Source organism: Gordonia cholesterolivorans (genome assembly GCF_039531975.1).
GTDB lineage: Bacteria > Actinomycetota > Actinomycetes > Mycobacteriales > Mycobacteriaceae > Gordonia > Gordonia sihwensis.
This window is the reverse complement of record NZ_BAAARB010000016.1, coordinates 24,749-42,569: the sequence shown is the minus strand read 5'-3', so window position 1 is coordinate 42,569 and position 17,821 is coordinate 24,749. Positions and strand designations below refer to the sequence as shown.

The following is a 17,821-nucleotide window of genomic DNA, read 5'->3' as shown; positions in this document are numbered from 1 at the left end:
TTCAGCGATCGTAGAACATGTACTTCACGATATGGGTCCGGCTTTCTAGGCTGGACGCATGGTTACTGCGTCCGGCATTCGCACCCACGACGACATCGTGATCTGTTCCCCGCTGCGGACACCGGTCGGCCGCATGGGCGGAGCGCTGGCGAAGCTGACGGTCGACCGCCTCGCGACCGACCTGCTCAGCGAGCTCGTCGCCCGGACCGGTCTCGGAGAGAACGAGGTCGACGACGTCGTGCTGGGACAGGGGTATCCGAGCGGCGAGTCGCCGGCTCTCGGCCGGATCGCCGCCCTCGACGCCGGACTCGGCGCCGGGGTGCCCGGAATGCAGCTCGACCGCCGCTGCGGCTCGGGTCTGCAGGCCGTCCTGTCCGGGGCGGCGCAGATCGCCGGGGGAGGGGCCGATCTGATCGTCGCGGGCGGCGCCGAGTCGATGTCCACCGTCGAGCACTACGCGCTCGGCCTGCGCACCGGGGTCGGGCAGGGTGGCGTGGAACTGCGCGATCGCCTCGATCGTGCTCGGTTGACGGCGGGCGGGCAGTCGCATCCGGTACCGGGAGGGATGATCGAGACCGCCGAGAATCTGCGCGCCCGCTACGGACTCACCCGAGAGCAACAGGATCGGCTGTCCGCCGAATCGCATCGCCGTGCCCTCGCCGCCATCGAGGCCGGCCGATTCACCGACGAGATCGTTCCGGTCACCGTCCCGGGCGGCCGCCGCGACCCCGACGTCGTCGTCGACCGGGACGAGCATCCACGTCCCGGCACCACGGCCGAATCGCTGGCCCGACTGCGGCCGATCCGCCTGGCCGTCGACCCCGACTCGACCGTCACCGCCGGAAACGCCTCGGGCCAGAACGACGGCGCCGCGATGATGGTGGTCACCACACTCGCCGAAGCGGAGCGGCGCGATCTCGATCCGATGCTCGCACTGCGTTCGTGGGCCGTCACCGGATGCGCACCCGAGGAGATGGGGATCGGGCCGGTCGGTGCCACCGCCAAGGCACTCGCGCGCGCCGGACTGACACTCGACGACATCGACCTCATCGAACTCAACGAGGCCTTCGCCGCGCAGGTGCTGGCCGTCCTGGCCGAATGGGGAGTCGAGCCCGGCGACGAGCGGCTCAATCCCAACGGCTCGGGCATCTCGCTGGGCCACCCGATCGGAGCGACCGGCGCGCGGCTGGTGGTCACCGCTGCCCATGAGGCGAGGCGACAACGCGCCCGAAACGTGCTGGTCACGATGTGCATCGGCGGTGGCCAGGGACTCGCGGCCGTGTTCGAGGCGATCCGATGAGCGCCGTCGACGTCCACGCGGTGGTCAGCGGCCGGCCCGACGGACCCGCCGTCGTGCTCTCCAACTCGCTCGGCTCCACGCACCGGATGTGGGACGCGCAGATCGCCGATCTGGAACAGCACTTCATGGTGATCCGCTACGACACCCGCGGTCACGGGCAGAGCCCGGTGCCGGACGGGCCGTACAGCATCGACGACCTCGCCGATGACGTGCTGGCGCTCCTCGACGGTTTCGGCGTCGACCGCGCCCACCTGGTGGGGCTCTCGCTCGGCGGCATGACCGCGATGCGGGTCGCGGTCCGCGCACCGCACCGCGTTCGGCGCCTGGCGCTGCTGTGCACCGGGGCCCGGCTGGCCAACGCCGAGTCGTACGCGGAACGGGCAGCCGCCGTGCGTGCGGACGGTGTCGCGCCGATCGCCGAGGCGGTGGTGAGCCGCTGGTTCACCCCCGAGTACCTGTCCGCCGACGCCGAGCGGAAGCGCTACTACGAGGCGATGGTCGCGGGCACGCCCGCAGAGGGGTACGCGGGCTGCTGCGAGGCGATCGCCGCGATGGATCAGCGCGCCGATCTGCCGTCGATCTCCGCGCCGACCCTGGCGATCGCCGGCCGCGACGACACCGCGACCGGACCGTCGGTCCTGGCCGAGATCGTCGACGGCGTCCAGGACGGTCGGCTGCTGGTGGTTCCCGAGTCGGCCCACCTGGCCTGTGCTCAGCAACCGCAGATCGTGAATCCGGCATTGCTGGACCATCTGCTGGCGCAGTAGCCGCTGCCGAGATCACCGGCGCAGCGCGGCCAGCTCCGAACGCGACCGGACGCCGAGTTTCGCGTAGATGCGGGTCAGGTGGTACTGCACCGTCTTCGGTGAGATGTAGAGCTCGGCGGCCACCTCCCGGTTGCTCATCCCGGAGGCCACCAGCGCGGTCACCGACTCCTCCTGCGGTGTCAGCTCCGCAGAACTGCGGTCGCCGCGAACCGCGTGCAGGCCGCCGGCCTTCAACTCGCGGTCGCAGCGGTCGACGTACGCCGTGGCTCCGAGCGACCGGTAGATGTCGCGGGCGTTGCCCATCACCGCATCGGCGGCGCGCCGCTTGCCCGCCCGGCGGAGAGTCTGCCCGTAGGCGAAGTTGACGCGCGCTTGGTCGTGCCGCAGGGGCAGACCGTCGAGAAGCTCGAGGGCCTCCTCGAACTTCCTTCGCGCGGAGGCGATGTCGCCGATGGCACCGAGATAGCGGCCGCGGGCGTAGCGGAGCCGGGCACCGGCCGAACGATGCCCGCGCAGGTCGGCCAGTTCCTCGTGCGGGCGGAGCAGACTGTCGGCGGCCTCGAGCCGGCCGTCGAGTACCAGCGCGTTGGCCAGCACGTCCACCCACGGCCACCAGCCCGGTTCGGTGAGAGCCGGAGTGTCCTCGGCGAGGAGCCTCAGCGGGGAGAGAACCCGGGTGACCTTGTTGTAATCGGCGGCCGCCTCGGCGATCTGCGCCTGTGCCAGCAGCAGCGGAATCTGCATGATCTCGTAGTCGCCCGCCAGTCGGGCCGAATGCGCGACCGCGGCGTCCGCGGCCTCCCGGTCGCCTCGGAGGCAGTGGACCTGAGCCGCGGTCCAGTCGGCGAGCGGGGTGGCGAGGGTGATGCCGCTGGTGGTCGCGAGCTCGCGCGACTGCGCGACGGTGAGCAGTGCCCCGTCCCAGTCGCCGGTCACGAACCGCAGACGGGCCAGCCAGCCCAGTGCCCACAGCGTGATGCGTTTGGAGCCGCCCAGATTCGCCATCGACACCGCCGTCTCGAGACTGGTGCGCGCGGAGTCCACCTCGTCCAGCCCCAGCTGCAGCCAGCCGTGGCCGATGGCGACCCGCTGCGTCTGCGCTCCGAACCGGACGTCGCGGCCCAGCGCGTCGTACGACGCGACGGCGTCGGCCGTGCGGCCGGACCATGCCAGGCCGAGCCCGCGGATCGCGGCGGCCTCCACACCGGCGGGCGAGGCGGTTCCGGCCATGTCGATCGCGCGGTCCGCCCAGCCGACGAGGCGCTCGCCCTGACAGCGGACCAGGCAGTGCAGTACGTAACGCTGCGCGATGAGGGCCGCGATCGCGGGTTCGCGCTCCACGCTGACGATGCCCCACGCTCTGTCGAGCCGGATCCGGGCCTCGGCCGATCGTCCGCGCAGGATCGCCAGATAAGCGAGTGTCGCATTGCGCAGCGGAGTCTCGCGAAGGCTCTCCACCGTCGGCACCATGGAACCGGCGGTGAGGCAGTCACCGTCGGCCAAGAGCGCGTCCACCGAGAGCGTCACTCGTTCGGCATGCCGGAGCGGCTCGTCGGTCAGCCGCCCGGCCTCACGGTAGAGCTTGGCGGCCTCCGCCCATTCGCCCGCGCCGCCCCGATCGGCCGCCAGTGCGGCGACCTCGTCCGCGAGTTCGGCGTCCGGCACCGGTGCGGCGGCGACGCGATGGTGCAGTCTGCGTGCCGGATCCGCCACCAGCTCCGAGGCTCGGCGGTGCAGCAACCCAGTCCGCTTGGGCCCCAGCACTTCGAGTACCGCGGCACGGGTGACCGGAGTCGGCACGGCCAGGGCCGAGGCGGCCGGACCGACGGCGGCGGCCGGCTCCACGAGCCCGGTTCCGACCGCCTCGTCGACGGCGGACAGCACGTCGCCGACCGCCGAGAGTTCCACGGCCGTGCCGAGTGAGTCCGGATCGTTCAGAATCGCGATCGCCTCGATGAGCCGCCGCGTCTCCGGTCGGCACGCCGCCAGGGCGGTCTGGACCCGTTCCACCTCACGGGCCGGTGCGGGCAGGGCTGCGTCGGCCCGCGACCACAGACGGTCGGGCAACTCGTCGAGCAGTTCGACGATCTCGCGCGGTCGGCCCATCGTGTGCCTGGTCAGTTCGTCGAGAAGAGACGGGTGCACCGACCGCCCGCGGGCCGCGGCGATCTCCGCCACGGCGCTGCGGTCCAGACCTGGAAGTCGCAAGGTGTCCGGCAGCAGGTCGGCGATGGCGGGCGTGGACCGCTCCGCGGCCAGGATCACCGTGACGTGGGCCTGCGGACGCGCGGCGGCGAGCCGCCCGAGCCGGCGCAGAGCCGCGTCGTCCGCATGATCGGCGTCGTCGATCAGCAGCGCTGCGGGGTCGTCACCGAAGAGCTCGGCCGGATCGCCGAGCTCGGGTGCGGCGGCGACCCGGACCCGGCGACCCCGCAGGATCTCCGACAGGCGCCGCAGCAACGTCGACTTCCCGGCACCGTGCGGGGCTGTGATCAGCACGAAGCCGGGACCGGCGGCGTCGGCGACGCGGCCGGTCAGCTCCGACAGTTCGTTCTCCCGGCCGACGCAGGCGGCCTCGATGATCATGGTTGTCGAGGTTATTCCTGTCGGGGGCGGACGCGTGGCGTCGCTCGCGGTCGACTGCCGCGAACGACGGGCACGCATGGGGCTCACCCCTGGTCGCCGCCGGCGACCGGAAGCACCGAACCGGTGATGTACGAGGCCTCGTCGGAGGCCAGGAAGCAGATCGCCGCGGCCTGTTCGTCGAGGGTTCCGTACCTGTTCATCAGGGAGGCGTCGAGCGTCTGGTCGATGTGTGCCTGGAACCATTCGCGCTGCGTGTCGTCGGCCGGCACCGGTGTTCCCCGTGAAACACGGCGCGGCGGGGCGTCGGTTCCGCCGGGGGCAGTGGCCACCACTCGCACACCGGCCGGTGCGTACTCCATCGCCAGGGAGGCGGTGATCGCGTTGACCCCGCCCTTGGCCGCGGAGTACGGAATCCGATGGATGCCCCGGGTGGCCGCCGAGGAGACGTTGACGATGACGCCGCCGCCTCGCTCCACCATCGTGGGCAGCACCGCGCGGCAAGCGTAGAGCGTGGTCATCAACGAACGGTCCACCTCGGCGCGGATCTCCTCGTCGGTGAACTCGGTGAAGGGTTTGAAGTTGATGGCGCCGCCCACGTTGTTGACCAGCACGTCCACCCGCCCGTAGGCGGCCAGCGCGCGATCGATCACCTCCGCGGCGCCGGCATACGACTCCAGATCGGCGTTCACCGCGATCGCGCCGGGTCCGCTCGCCGACAGATCAGACGCGACCGTGCGCGCGTACTCGGACCGGTCGGCCACCACCACGCGTCCGCCCTCGGCGCTGATCCGGCGGGCCGTGGCCTCGCCGATGCCCTGCCCGGCGCCCGTCACGACGACGACCTTCCCGGCGAACCGTCCCGGAGTCACGAACCGTGGCTTGCGAGCGGCGAGTTCGTCGGCCATCGCTCGCCGCATCGTCTGCTTGGATCGTTCGCCGTGTGCGCTGATGAGGGCGCGGGCGGTGTCGCGGTCTCCGGCTTCGAACGCGGCGACGATGTCGAGATGGTCCTGGGTGCACAGGGGATGGCACCAGGTGGCGGTCCGCAGTACTTCGCTCATCCGGCCCTTGACCCCGAGCGCGGTGTACGCCTCCAGCAGGTGGGTGTTGCCGGTGACGTGGAACAGGTAGTCGTGGAAAGCGGCGTTGGTGGCCGTGTACTCGGCTGAGTCGACGAAGCGATCGCCGTCCACGTACGGGACGGTGGCCTCCGCGAGGAGGCGATACCCGGCGAGTTGCTGCGAGGTCATCCGGCCGATCATCAACTCGAGAGCACCGAGTTCCAGCGCGGCTCGGGCTTCGAAGAGCGCATCGGATTCGTGGATCTCGGGATGCTCTTCGCCGATCTCATAACCCTCGGAACCGACCGTCGGGACCTCTGCGGGTGCAATGCTCGCGGGCTCGTCCGCCGTGGTCCCGGGCTGGGTTGCCACCGATTCGGCGGCCGCGTCGACGTCCGCCACGGGGGCGGCAGCCGAGCCGGGGAACACCTCCTGCCCGGCGATCGACCTGGCCGCACCGGGTTCCAGGACTCCGGTGTCGGCGTCGAGCAGAGCAGACGGTTCGGCGGCGGTCGGCTCCGGCCAGATCCGCTGCCCGGCGATGCGGGCCCGGGACTCGTCCGCGCCCGGCGCGGACCGCGGTTCGAGACCGGGCAGGCTGATCGCCGGAAGCACCGGCTGCCCCGCGACGGCGCGGGCGTCGAGGGCGGGCGCGATCGGCACGTCGACGGGCGCCTCGGCGTTCGCCGACGCCGATGCCGCGACTGCGTCGGTCACCGGCTCGGCGGGCGACGGGCCCGCAGCGAGGGCGAACTTCTCGTAGTAGAACCCGGTCAGTTCGATCCCCGCCTCGACGAAGTGTCTGCGCACCGATTCGACCATCGGCGGCGGCCCGCACAGGTAGGTCGCGACGTCGCCGCCGTAGAGGTGACGGGGAGCGATCAGCGAGGTGACGTAGCCCTTGTTCGCGGCGCTGCTGCCGGGATCGGAGACGCAGTGGTCCCAGGTGAATCCGGCGACCTCCGACTGCATCCGGTCGAGCGTCTCGGTCTCCACGAGGTCGTCGTCGGTGGAGACGCCGTAGATGAGATGGATGCGGCGCGCGCTGCCGTCGTGGCGCAGCTTCCGCAGGATCGCGAGGATCGGCGCGAGGCCCGTGCCGCCGGCGAGCAGCAGTGCCGGCCGCATCGATTCGCGCAGGAAGAACGATCCGTGCGGCCCGCGCAGCGTCAGCAGATCGCCGGTCGACGCCCGGTCGGTGAGATAGGTCGACATCGCGCCGCCGGGAGTCAGCTTCACCAGGAAGACGAGAGTGTCCTCGTGCGGTCCGTTGGCGAAGGAATACGAGCGGCGCACCGGACTCCCGCTGCCGTCGTCCGTGCCCGGAACGTCGATGTTGACGTACTGACCGGGCAGGAACGCCAGCTCGGAGCGGTTCGGGATCTCGACGGACAGGCGCATCGTGGTGGGCGAGAGGCGCTCGAGCCCGACCACGGTGGCGCTGAACTCGGCGGCCTGGGTCTTGGCGACGTCCGACGTGGCCGCGATCTGCAGCACCAGGTCCGACCGCGGCTTCATGCAGCACGGCAGGGCGTAGCCGTCGGCCGACTCCGCGGGCGACAGGGCGTCGTCGATGTACGTGCCGCCGTCGTAGTCGCCCGATTCGCACATGGCCTTGCAGGTGCCGCAGGCGCCGTCGCGGCAGTCGAGCGGGATGTTGATCCGCTGCCGGTACGACGCGTCTGCCACCGTCTGGTCCTCGCGGCAGTCGATGAACTTGGTGACCCCGTCCTCGAAGGCGAGTGCGACGCGGTGCGTCGGCGCCTCGGCGGGTGCCGCGGTGCGTCCGGATGCGGGGCCGGAAGTGACAGTCATGGTGAGTCCCTAGAAGTGGTAGACGTCCACCACGTGGTGGATGTAGTCGTTCTTGAGGACCACGGTCTTGCGGCGGATCAGCGGTGCCTCGCCGGAGAAGTCGATCGTGTAGAACGACGTGCCGTAGTACGGGTCGACGGTGTGATAGCGGAAGTACATGGTGTGCCAGTTGAACCGGACGTCAACCATGTCGTCGCGCCGTTCGATCACCTCCACGTTGGTGATGTTGTGGCTGGTGCGCGGCTCGGGAAGCGACGTCGCCGACGACCGTTCGGTACGGATCCGGAACACCCGGTCCTCGAGCCCGCCCTTGTTGCCGTAGTAGATCAGCGAGATCTCCCGTCGGGGGTCTTCGGTGAGGCGATCGTCGTCGGCCCACGACGGCATCCAGTAGACGACGTCGTCGGCGTAGCAGTCGAGCCACTTCTCGAACTCGCGGTCGTCGAGGTACCGTGCCTCGCGGTAGAGGAACTGTTCGATGGCGTTCTGGGTGATGAGCTTGCGGCCGTCGGTGTCGGCCGGAGTGGTCTGGGCGGTAGTCATGAGTCCTGTCCGATCTCGGGTACGAAGTGGTGGTCCGATCGCGCTCAGCCGACGGCGGTCTCGACGTCCTCGGCATCGACGGCGCGGCGCATGGTCTTGAGCCAGTAGCCGTGCTGCACGGGGTAGAGACCCTCGTCCTCGTTCTTCAGGCCGGCGGAGATCACGTTCGGCATGTCGAGCGCGGTGGCGACCTCGTCCGGACCGGTGAGCCAGTGTTCGGCGCCGCGGCTCATGTCGTTCCAGGGCGCGGCGGTCGCGCGGAAGGTCAGCTGGCACGACCGGAACTCCTCGAGGTCGTCCGGCGTCGCCATTCCCGACGCGTTGAAGAAGTCCTCGTACTGGCGGATGCGGTGGGCACGGGCGGCGTCGCTCTCACCCTTCGGCGCGATGCAGTAGATCGTGACCTCGGTCTTGTCCGGTGCGATCGGGCGGAAGTGCCGGATCTGGGTGGAGAACTGGTCCATCAGGTAGACATTCGGATACAGGCACAGATTGCGTGAGCCCTTCACCATGAACTCGCCCTTGGCCTCGCCGAACTGGGCCTTGAGTTCGTCCATCCGGTCCCACAGCGGCCGGTCCTGCGGGTTGGCCGCCCAGGTCCACAGGCACAGGTGACCGTGCGGGTACGACCAGTAGCCGCCGCCGGACTTGCCCCATCCGCCGGCGTCGAGCACCTTCGCGTCGTTCTTCGACTCCCCGGTGGTGCGCCGGGAGGTGGTGGCGGCGTAGTTCCAGTGCGTCGCGGTCACGTGGTAGCCGTCGGCGCCGTTCTCCGCCTGGACCTTCCAGTTGCCGTCGTAGGTGTAGGTCGACGCGCCGCGCAGCACCTCCAGGCCGTCCGGCGACTGGTCGACGAGCATGTCGATCACCCGGCGGGTCTCGCCCAGGTGTTCCTCGAGGGGGAGGACGTCGGCGTTGAGGCTGCCGAAGAGGAACCCGCGATAGCTGTCGAACCGCGCGACCTTGGTGAGGTTGTGCGATCCCTCGCAGTCGAAGGTGGACGGGTATCCGGCGCCGTCGGGGTCCTTCACCTTGAGCAGGGTGCCGTCGTTGCGGAAGGTCCAGCCGTGGAACGGGCAGGTGAGCGTCATCCGGTTGTCGGTCTTGCGGCGGCAGATCATCGCTCCGCGGTGCGCGCAGGCGTTGATCAGGCAGTTGAGTTCGCCGTCGCGGCCGCGGGTGATGACCACCGGCTGGCGGCCGATGTAGGTGGTGAAGTAGTCGCCCGGGTTCGCGACCTGGCTCTCGTGCGCGAGGTAGATCCAGTTCCCCTCGAAGATGTGCCGCATCTCCAGTTCGAAGATGTCCTCGTCGGTGAAGATCCGGCGGTTGGCGCGGAACACCCCGGCCTCGCGGTCGTCGATGACGGCGTCCCGGAGTACTTCGCGGACGTGCTCGCGGGTGTCCGCGGTGATCGCCGTACCGGGAATCGACGCGCTGGGGCGAGAACTGGTCGCAGTCATTGAGAACCTCCTGTGTGCGTTGTCCCTCGACGGTCCCATCTCGTGATGGCACTCACACCAGTAGAAACCCCAGTGTTGACCCAGGCGTAGATTCATAAACAGGACAGATCAATAAGGCGAAAATGAGTCCTGGTGTCGTATGGATCTTGTGCTTACCGTGGTCGTACGGATGATCCGGATCACACAGCGGGGCGACTATGACGATGCGTCCCGGCCGGTGAATCGACACACCGACAGGAGCGCGACATGGAGCTACGGCATCTGCGATATTTCGCCGCCGTCGCCGACACCTGTCATTTCGGGCGGGCGGCGGACCGGTTGCACATCGCGCAGCCGGCGTTGTCGTACGCGATCCGCCAACTGGAGGCCGAGCTGGGGGTCTCGCTGTTCGCCCGCACCACCCGTCAGGTGACGCTGACCGCGGCGGGTGAGTTCCTCAAGGGCGAGGTGGACCGGATTCTGGTGGGCATCGACGCGGCCGTCGACGGCGTGCAGCGCGTCGCGGCCGGCCGCAGCGGTGTGGTCCGCCTGGGACTCACCGGCATCGCCGTGTTCTCGCATCTGCCGCGCATCGCCCGGGCCGTCCGCAGCGAACTGCCGCACGTGGAGTTGCGGATCGTCTCCGATCTGCTGACCCCCGACCAGTGCGATCGGCTCCGCGACGGCGCCATCGACCTCGGCGTACTCCGGCCGCCGGTGGTCGGAGAGGGGATCGAGGTCCGGACGATCGACGTGGAGCCACTCGTCCTGGCGGTCGCCTCCGACCACCGTCTCGCGGTGGAACCGGTGGTCTCGGTGGACGATCTGCGCAGCGAATCGTTCGTCATGTACGACAGTCGCGACTCGGCGGTCAACGAGGCCGCCGTCCGCACCTGCCGCACAGCGGGCTTCGTCCCGCACCGCGCCCACGACGCCTCCGGCACCCCGGTGCTCCTGGCGCTGGTCGCCGCCGGACTCGGCGTGGCCCTGCTGCCCGCCTCCGTCCGCGCACTGCCGCTGGAGAACGTCGTGGTGCGCGACCTGCCCGACACCGGAACCATGCCGGTGGCTCTCGCCCGGCGCGCGGGCGACGACAACCCGGTGGTCGACGCCGTGGCCGCCGTCGCCGCCGCTGCATTCGCGTCCGCGTCCGCGCGGGCCCTGGACTCCTCGATGGGAGAGACACGTTGAAGATCACCCGGGTGGAATCGATTCCCTTCTCGATTCCCTACCTCAAACCCCTTCACTTCGCCTCGGGCGAGGTGCACGCGGCCGAGCACGTCCTGGTCCGCGTGCACACCGACGACGGGGTGATCGGCGTCGCCGAGGCGCCGCCGCGGCCCTACACCTACGGCGAGACCCAGCGCGGCATCGTCGCCGTCATCGAGGACGTCTTCGCCGAACAACTGCACGGCCTCACCCTGCTCGAACGCGAACAGGTGGGGGCGAGGCTGGCACGGACCGTCGGCAATCCCACCGCCAAGTCGGCGATCGACATGGCCCTGTGGGACGCCTTGGGCAAGACCCTCGGCCAGCCGGTCTCCGAACTCCTCGGCGGATACACCGACCGTATGCGGGTGAGCCACATGCTCGGCTTCGACGACCCGGCGAAGATGGTCGCCGAAGCTCAGAAGGTGCGCGAGCGGCACGGTATCTCGACGTTCAAGGTGAAGGTCGGGCGGCGCCCGGCCGAGCTCGACATCGCCGTCGTCCGGGCGCTGCGCGAACACTTCGGCGACAGCGTCGAGCTGTACATCGACGGCAATCGCGGCTGGACCGCCGCCGAATCGGCCCGCGCCATGAAGGAGATGGCCGACCTCGACCTGCTGTTCGCCGAGGAACTCTGCCCCGCCGACGACGTCCTCGGGCGTCGCTGGCTGGTCGGCAAGCTCGACATCCCGTTCATCGCGGACGAATCGGTGCCCACGCCGGCCGACGTGACTCGCGAGATCCTCGCGGGATCGGCCACGGCGATCAACATCAAGACCGCCCGCACCGGATTCACGCAGTCGCGGCGTGTGCATCACCTGGCGGAGGGCCTCGGCCTGGAGATGGTGATGGGCAATCAGATCGACGGCCAGATAGGCACGGCCTGCGCGCTGGCCTTCGGTGCGGCGTTCGAAGCGACCTCGCGCTATGCGGGCGAACTGTCGAACTTCCTCGACATGAGCGACGACCTGCTCGCCGAACCGCTCCAGATCCGTGACGGCTGCCTGCAGACCTCATCCCGCGCCGGACTCGGAATCGACATCGACCCCGACAAACTCGACCGCTACCGCACCGACAAGTGAACGACTCCTCGCACAGCCCATGGGCGAGACGACGAACTGAAGATCAAAGGAGACAGTCATGACCACCACCGAGCACAGCCCGTCCGCCGCGGCGTCAGGCGCATCCGCCACCGAGCGCTTCCAGCAGGACAAGTCGCCGTACGACGCCGTCAAGAACGTCAGCCCCGAGCGCGTCGACAAGCTCGCCCGCCAGGTGCTGGCCGGGGTCCACCAGACGATCCGCGACAACCAGGTCACCTACGACGAGTACAACGCCCTCAAGGCGTGGATGATCCAGGTGGGCCTCGACGGCGAGTGGCCGCTGTTCCTGGACGTGTGGGTGGAGCACGTCGTCGAGGACGTCAACACCGCGCACCGCCACGGCAACAAGGGCTCGATCGAAGGGCCGTACTACGTCCCGGATGCGCCCGAGCAGGGCGCCGAGGGCACCATCCCGATGCGCGACGGCGAGGCGGGCGATCCGCTGGTCTGGGAGGCGCAGATCACCTCCACCGACGGCACCCCGCTGCAGGGCAAGGTGGAGCTGTGGCACGCCGACGCCGACGGCTACTACTCGCAGTTCGCCCCGGGCATCCCGGAGTGGAATCTGCGCGGCACCTTCTCGACCGGCCCCGACGGCAAGTTCAAGATCACCACGATCCGTCCCGCCCCCTACCAGATCCCGACGGACGGCTCGTGCGGCAAGCTGATCGCCGCCGCCGGCTGGCACGCGTGGCGCCCGGCTCACCTGCACGTCAAGGTCTCGGCTCCGGGGCACGAACTGCTGACCGCCCAGCTGTACTTCCCGGGCGATCCGCACAACGGCGACGACATCGCCGACGCCGTGAAGCCGGAACTGATTCTCGACCCGAAGCCGGACGGTCACGGCGGCTACACGATCGATTACGGCTTCGTGCTCGATCCGGTGGAGGGCTGAGCCGATGCTGTTCCACGTCCGGATGGATGTGCGGATTCCGCACGACATGGACCTGACGGTCCGTGAGGAGACCGTCGCGCGGGAGAAGGCGTACTCGCAGGAGCTTCAGCGGTCGGGCAAGTGGCCGCAGATCTGGCGCATCGTCGGCGAGTACTCCAATTACTCGATCTTCGACGTCGAGTCGAACGACGAGTTGCACGAGATCCTGTCGGGGCTGCCGCTGTTCCCGTACATGGACATCACGGTGACTCCGCTGGCGACGCATCCGTCCGACGTCAAGGCCTGACCGATCCGGCCGCGACTGCCCGGATTCTCGATCGGGGATCCGGGCCGTCGGCGTGCCCGGGCCGTCGCCTCTGGCACCATCGAAGGGAGGACGTCGTCGGGAGGAGCCGCCGTGGACCGGTCATCGCAGCCGGCGCCGGGATACCGGCCGCCGCTGGCTCCCGGGCAGTCGTACCCACCGCTCGGCTACAGCGAGCACGGCGCTCCGTTGTTCACCTACGACGACCGGGAACGCGCTCTCGCCGGGCCGCAGCCCGCGGCCGCGCCGCCCGATCCCACCCCACCCGCGCCCGCGCCGCAGCCACCTCCGGATCGACGTCGCGGTCTCGCCGTCGGCGTCGCCGTCGTCGCCGTCGGGGTGCTGTGCCTGGCGCTCGCCTTCCGGATGTTTCCGACCGGCGACGACGGCCCGGTGCGGCGAGCCGATCCGCCCGCCGCGCAGTCGACCGACGATCCCTATCTGCGGGGCCTGCCCGACCAACCCGAACAGTCGGTGCCGCGCGATCCCGACAGCGCGCAGCCGCCGGTCCACTCCGGCGCCGCGACGGTGGAGTACCAGGTCGACTCCGGGCGCGCGACCATCCTGTACGTCGACGACACGTCGGTGAAGATCGAACGCAACGCCGGCGGCACGTGGCGGCACACCGTGCGCGGCAGCCAGAACGCGCTGCTGCGGGTCAGCGTGATCCTCTCGGACACCGATCCGGCATCGTGCAGCATCACGGTCGACGGCAAGGTGGTCGACCGTCAGACGACGCAGGACGCGCAGTCTTCGGGCATGCTCACCTGTCGATACGAGGGATGACGCTACCGTTAGAGAATGACTTCCTTCGACGCGTCGTCCGCCGATGCCGGCGTGAAAGCGATGCTGACCTGGCGTAGCGCCGACGGCGATCGGTTCGAGCAAGTGCGGCTGAATCTGAGCGGTGCCCGGGTCCGCGCGTACGGCCGCATCGTGGCCGCCGCCACCGACACCACCGAGGCCTACTCCGCATCGTACGAACTCGTCACCAACGACAGCGGGGTGACGCGGCGGCTGTCGGTGCGCCTGCTGCGCGCCGGCGGCGAGAGCTCGCTCGACATCAGCCGTGACATGGACGGTCGTTGGATGGTCCAGTCGCCGACCAGCACCGTGCGCAGCGACTTCGACGGGGCCGAGATGATCGACTTGGAGCTCTCGCCCTTCTTCAAGGGACTGCCGATCCGGCGTTTCGGGATCGCCGACGGCGTCCGCCGCGACGACGTCCCGGTCGTCAGGCTCCGGCTGCCCGACTGTGAGATCGACTCGGTGCAGAAGAGGTACGTCGGCGGCCCGGAAGGCCGCGTCACGGTGATCGGTCCCAAGGGACGTCGCGATCTGACGGTCGACGACGCAGGCATCGTGCGCGACTACGCGGGTATCGCGACGCTGATCTGATCCGGGCCGCTCAGCCCATCCACACCCGGGCCAGGTGGGCCTGCCTGCGCAGTTCCTCCTGCCACCGGGCATCGCCGATCCGGACGCCGGTGATCGGCTCCGGCGGCGATCCGGCGATCCGCTCGTACTTGCGCCGCGCGCGGTGACCGTCGTCGACGATCACCGCGACGTCGCCGTGCTCGCGCAGCGCGTCCCGCGCGGTGATCAACCGGTCGATCGTCTCGCTCAGCGTGTTGAGCAGGGCCACCGAGTTGGCTTCGAGCATGGCCCGCTGCAGGTCGGGGGCGGTACCCGCCACCCGAGTGCCGTCCCGGAAGCTGCCTGCGGCCAGCCGGAGCGCGAGGTCGCTCTCACCCGCGCCGACCGTGGCGGTCACCGCGGCGGTCAGATGCGGGTTGTGGGAGATCGCCGCCGCCGCGCGGTCGTGCGCGTCGTCCGCGGCGGGTACCACGTACGAGCCTGCGGCCAGGGCGATCCCCGCGACGTCGAGCCAGTCGTCGGCGACGGTGTCGTCGTGCGTCGCGACCATCCACATCGCGCCCTCGAAGAGCCCCGGATCGGTGGCCGGCCAACCCGACTCGGTGGTGCCTGTCATCGGATGCCCGCCGACGTACCGGGCCCGCGGATGGAGCCGTCCGACGAGGTCGGAGACCTGCTCCTTCACGCTCACCACATCGGTGAGAAGACAGTCCGGCGCCAGCTCCCGGACCGCGGTGATCATCGGTTCGAGTGCGGTGAAGGGAGTCGCCAGAACGACGATCGCGTCGTCGTTCCGGGCGCGCTCGAGGACCGCGGACAGGTCCGTGGAGGCGTCGTAGCCGTCGGCCGCCGCGGCCTCGACGGTGCCCGCCGAGCGGTTGTAGCCGAACGCGGGACCGCCCGTGTCGGAGAGGCGGCGGAGCAGGGACCCGCCGATGAGGCCGAGACCGAGGATGCAGACGGGGCGAGACGGTGCAGCAGACACGGTTCCAGCGTGGCACATCGGGGTCGGTTCGACTTGGGAGAGTCCCGAAAACCGACTACGGTGGCGGTCATGGCGAAGCCCGGTGCGCAGAGCGAATACGACGAGGTCGAAGGATTCGCTGTCGCGGTCGTCCGCGAGGAGTCGGGGTGGAAGCTCACGACGCTGAAGCCGTCCGCTCTCGACAGTCTCGACGACGCCGAACTGCAGCTGCGGGAACTGCGGGCCACCGGAGCCGTGTTCGGCCTCCTGGACGTGGACGACGAGTTCTTCCTCATCGTCCGGCCGGCTCCCGCCGGAGCCCACGTGCTCCTCTCGGACGCCACCGCGGCGGTGGAGTACGACATCGCCGCCGACGCCCTCGACGCGCTGCACGTCGACATCCCCGACATCGATCCCGACGAGCTCGACGACGTGGATCCGTGGGAGGAGGGCGACCTCTCGATCCTGGCCGACCTCGGTCTGCCGGACGCCGTGCTCAGCATCATCGTCGGTGACACCGATCTGTACGCCGACGAGCAGATCGGCATGATCGCCGCGCGCCTCGGCTTCGCCGACGAGCTTGCCGCGGAACTCGACAAGCTCGGTCGCTGACCGGGTCCATGCCGGTGGACCCCAGCCCGCGACCGGATCGGGGAGCGGTGGACCGGGACGCGGCGGCCCTGATGTCCGTCGCACTCGAAGCGGCACGGGATGCGGACTCCCGCGATGTCCCGATCGGGGCAGTCGTCTTCGGGCCGGACGGGAGCGAGCTGGCCCGTGCCGCCAACCGCCGCGAAGCCGATGGCGATCCGTCCGCTCATGCCGAGATCCTGGCGCTGCGGGCGGCCACCGCCCGCCACGGCGACGGATGGCGGCTGTCGGGCTGCACCCTGGTCGTCACCGTGGAGCCGTGCACGATGTGCGCCGGCGCGATCGGACTGTCGCGCGTCTCGCGGCTGATCTTCGGTGCCTGGGAGCCGAAGACCGGCGCCGTCGGGTCACTCTGGGACGTGCTGCGCGATGAGCGGCAGCTGCATCGCCCGGAGGTGCTCGGCGGGGTCCGTGAGGACGAGTGCGCCGCGCTGGTCCGCGACTTCTTCGCCGGCCGTCGGGGTCAGCCCTGAACTATCCCTGAATTCGCTTCCGGGCTCTCGCCGCGCGCGTGCGCCTGTGGCAGATTGAGGAGGTGGGCGCAGCCCGCGCAGACATCGCGAGAAGGGGAATGAGATGTCCGATCCCATCGACAAGATCACCGAGGTCGTCGACACGGTGGTGCGCAAGGTCGACGAATTCGCCAGCAGCGAGCAGGTCACCGGTGCCGTGGAGAACGCGAAGTCCGCGTTGACCGAGTTGGCCGCCAACGAGCACGTCGCCGGCGCCGTGGAGACGGCCAAGGACAAGCTGTCCGAGATCGCGAGCAACGAGCACGTCGTGAGCGCGGTGGAGACGGCGAAGGGAAAGCTGGCCGAGATCGCGAACAGCGAGCAGGTCACCGGCGCGGTCGAGACGGCCAAGGAGAAGTTCGACGATCTCGTCAACAAGCGCTCCGGACACTGAATCGTCGAGAAACTGGGTCTGACCTGCCGATTTCGTGCTGGTGACGGGCTGCGGTACAGTTCTTCGCGGTGGCGTGTCCGAGCGGCCGAAGGTGCGACACTCGAAATGTCGTGTGCGGTAACCCCGCACCGGGGGTTCAAATCCCTCCGCCACCGCCGAGGGCCCCTGATCTGCAGAGCAGGTCAGGGGCCTTTTCCAATGTCCGGCCCGGAGAATGTCCGTACGGTGTGAGTCACGTGACGAGACTTCTCTTCTGGGAGGACACGCCTTGAACACACATGCGCTGAACATCAGACTCTCGGCAGCCGCGGTACTGGCCGCGGGCGCAGGTCTGCTCGCCGGGTGCGGAACCGACGACGCGACGCCGGAGACGAAGACCGAGACGATCACCCAGACCGCCGGGTCGCAGTCGCCGGCGGCGTCGTCGGCCGCGCCGTCGCGAAGCGGTGTCGATCTCGCCGCGACTGCGCCCGCCGTCTCCTGGCGCGACGCACTGCGGACCGCCGGAGCGCAGTTCACCGGGTCGCCCACCGCGGTCAAGCTCGAGACCGAGCACGGCCGGACCGTGTACGAGATCGAGCTGGCCTCCGCCACACAGGAATCCGACATCACGATCGACGCCGCGAACGGCGGCGTGGTCGCGAAGACGACCGACGATCTCCACAGCGACGACGCAGCCCACGCCGGCGCGGAGCGGTTCGAGGCGGGTGAAGTCACCGTCGAACCCGATCGCGCCATGAGGGCCGCGCAGGCGCGAGTCGATGGACCGGTGTCCGAGTGGAAGCTCCATCGCGAGAACGGCCGCCTGGTGTACGAGATCAACGTCGGCACAGCCGGCGACGACACCGAAGTGGTCGTCGACGCAGCCACCGGTGAGGTGATCGGCACCGACCGATGA

General features: G+C 69.7%; 17 protein-coding genes and 1 tRNA gene. 13 read left to right on the top strand and 5 right to left on the bottom strand.

Going from position 1 to position 17,821, the window contains the following annotated elements; translation table 11 throughout:
- Positions 1 to 58: 58 nt before the first annotated feature.
- Positions 59 to 1,300: an acetyl-CoA C-acetyltransferase gene (locus ABFX36_RS14140; protein ID WP_346076864.1), complete on the top strand. Its 1,242-nt coding sequence runs from the start codon at positions 59 to 61 to the stop codon at positions 1,298 to 1,300.
- Positions 1,297 to 2,067 (top strand): 3-oxoadipate enol-lactonase, encoded by a 771-nt coding sequence (gene pcaD, locus ABFX36_RS14135; RefSeq protein WP_006897462.1) that lies wholly within the window; start codon positions 1,297 to 1,299, stop codon positions 2,065 to 2,067. Before ABFX36_RS14140 ends, pcaD begins: the two co-directional genes overlap by 4 nt.
- Positions 2,068 to 2,079: 12 nt before the next feature.
- On the opposite strand, the gene ABFX36_RS14130 is transcribed toward pcaD, so the two are convergent.
- The 4 genes from ABFX36_RS14130 to benA form a co-directional block, all read right to left on the bottom strand.
- Positions 2,080 to 4,653 carry a helix-turn-helix transcriptional regulator gene (locus tag ABFX36_RS14130; protein ID WP_346076862.1) on the bottom strand — a complete coding sequence of 858 codons (2,574 nt, stop codon included), beginning with the start codon at positions 4,651 to 4,653 and terminating at the stop codon, positions 2,080 to 2,082.
- 83 nt (positions 4,654 to 4,736) lie between these two features.
- The gene (benC, locus tag ABFX36_RS14125) at positions 4,737 to 7,529 is read right to left on the bottom strand and encodes a benzoate 1,2-dioxygenase electron transfer component BenC (protein WP_062366163.1); all 2,793 of its coding nucleotides are present in this window, start codon (positions 7,527 to 7,529) and stop codon (positions 4,737 to 4,739) included.
- Between the two features lie 9 nt (positions 7,530 to 7,538).
- The gene (gene benB, locus ABFX36_RS14120) at positions 7,539 to 8,072 is read right to left on the bottom strand and encodes a benzoate 1,2-dioxygenase small subunit (protein ID WP_346076860.1); all 534 of its coding nucleotides are present in this window, start codon (positions 8,070 to 8,072) and stop codon (positions 7,539 to 7,541) included.
- A gap of 44 nt (positions 8,073 to 8,116) precedes the next feature.
- The gene (gene benA, locus ABFX36_RS14115) at positions 8,117 to 9,535 is read right to left on the bottom strand and encodes a benzoate 1,2-dioxygenase large subunit (RefSeq protein WP_346076858.1); all 1,419 of its coding nucleotides are present in this window, start codon (positions 9,533 to 9,535) and stop codon (positions 8,117 to 8,119) included.
- A 246-nt stretch (positions 9,536 to 9,781) separates the two neighbouring features.
- Here benA and ABFX36_RS14110 point away from each other — a divergent pair, with 246 nt between their 5' ends.
- The 6 genes from ABFX36_RS14110 (at position 9,782) to ABFX36_RS14085 (ending at position 14,423) form a co-directional block, all read left to right on the top strand.
- Positions 9,782 to 10,705, top strand: a complete 924-nt coding sequence (locus ABFX36_RS14110) for a LysR family transcriptional regulator (RefSeq protein WP_062366168.1) — start codon at positions 9,782 to 9,784, stop codon at positions 10,703 to 10,705.
- Positions 10,702 to 11,805, top strand: coding sequence for a mandelate racemase/muconate lactonizing enzyme family protein (locus tag ABFX36_RS14105; protein WP_006897457.1), 1,104 nt, complete (start codon positions 10,702 to 10,704; stop codon positions 11,803 to 11,805). The genes ABFX36_RS14110 and ABFX36_RS14105 overlap by 4 nt, the downstream gene beginning before the upstream one ends.
- A 58-nt stretch (positions 11,806 to 11,863) precedes the next feature.
- Positions 11,864 to 12,721: a catechol 1,2-dioxygenase gene (gene catA, locus ABFX36_RS14100; RefSeq protein WP_006897456.1), complete on the top strand. Its 858-nt coding sequence runs from the start codon at positions 11,864 to 11,866 to the stop codon at positions 12,719 to 12,721.
- A 4-nt stretch (positions 12,722 to 12,725) separates the two neighbouring features.
- Entirely contained in the window at positions 12,726 to 13,007 is a 282-nt protein-coding gene (gene catC, locus ABFX36_RS14095) for a muconolactone Delta-isomerase (protein WP_006897455.1), read from the top strand.
- 111 nt (positions 13,008 to 13,118) lie between these two features.
- Positions 13,119 to 13,811 (top strand): hypothetical protein, encoded by a 693-nt coding sequence (locus tag ABFX36_RS14090; protein ID WP_346076854.1) that lies wholly within the window; start codon positions 13,119 to 13,121, stop codon positions 13,809 to 13,811.
- Between the two features lie 15 nt (positions 13,812 to 13,826).
- Positions 13,827 to 14,423, top strand: a complete 597-nt coding sequence (locus ABFX36_RS14085) for a putative glycolipid-binding domain-containing protein (RefSeq protein ID WP_346076852.1) — start codon at positions 13,827 to 13,829, stop codon at positions 14,421 to 14,423.
- Between the two features lie 10 nt (positions 14,424 to 14,433).
- Here ABFX36_RS14085 and ABFX36_RS14080 read toward each other — a convergent pair whose 3' ends face one another.
- Positions 14,434 to 15,387, bottom strand: a complete 954-nt coding sequence (locus tag ABFX36_RS14080) for a prephenate dehydrogenase (RefSeq protein WP_428832063.1) — start codon at positions 15,385 to 15,387, stop codon at positions 14,434 to 14,436.
- 69 nt (positions 15,388 to 15,456) lie between these two features.
- On the opposite strand from ABFX36_RS14080, the gene ABFX36_RS14075 reads away from it, so the two are divergent.
- The 5 genes from ABFX36_RS14075 to ABFX36_RS14055 all read left to right on the top strand — a co-directional run bounded on the left by ABFX36_RS14075 (position 15,457) and on the right by ABFX36_RS14055 (position 17,821).
- The gene (locus tag ABFX36_RS14075; RefSeq protein ID WP_006897451.1) at positions 15,457 to 15,978 is read left to right on the top strand and encodes a tRNA adenosine deaminase-associated protein; all 522 of its coding nucleotides are present in this window, start codon (positions 15,457 to 15,459) and stop codon (positions 15,976 to 15,978) included.
- A gap of 8 nt (positions 15,979 to 15,986) precedes the next feature.
- On the top strand, positions 15,987 to 16,490 hold the full coding sequence (locus tag ABFX36_RS14070; RefSeq protein WP_346076848.1) for a nucleoside deaminase: 504 nt from the start codon (positions 15,987 to 15,989) through the stop codon (positions 16,488 to 16,490).
- A gap of 103 nt (positions 16,491 to 16,593) precedes the next feature.
- Complete coding sequence (locus tag ABFX36_RS14065) at positions 16,594 to 16,923, top strand: mannosyltransferase (protein ID WP_346076846.1); 330 nt, start codon at positions 16,594 to 16,596, stop codon at positions 16,921 to 16,923.
- 67 nt (positions 16,924 to 16,990) lie between these two features.
- Positions 16,991 to 17,078: transfer RNA gene (locus tag ABFX36_RS14060), tRNA-Ser, on the top strand.
- Between the two features lie 113 nt (positions 17,079 to 17,191).
- On the top strand, positions 17,192 to 17,821 hold the full coding sequence (locus ABFX36_RS14055) for a PepSY domain-containing protein (protein WP_346076844.1): 630 nt from the start codon (positions 17,192 to 17,194) through the stop codon (positions 17,819 to 17,821).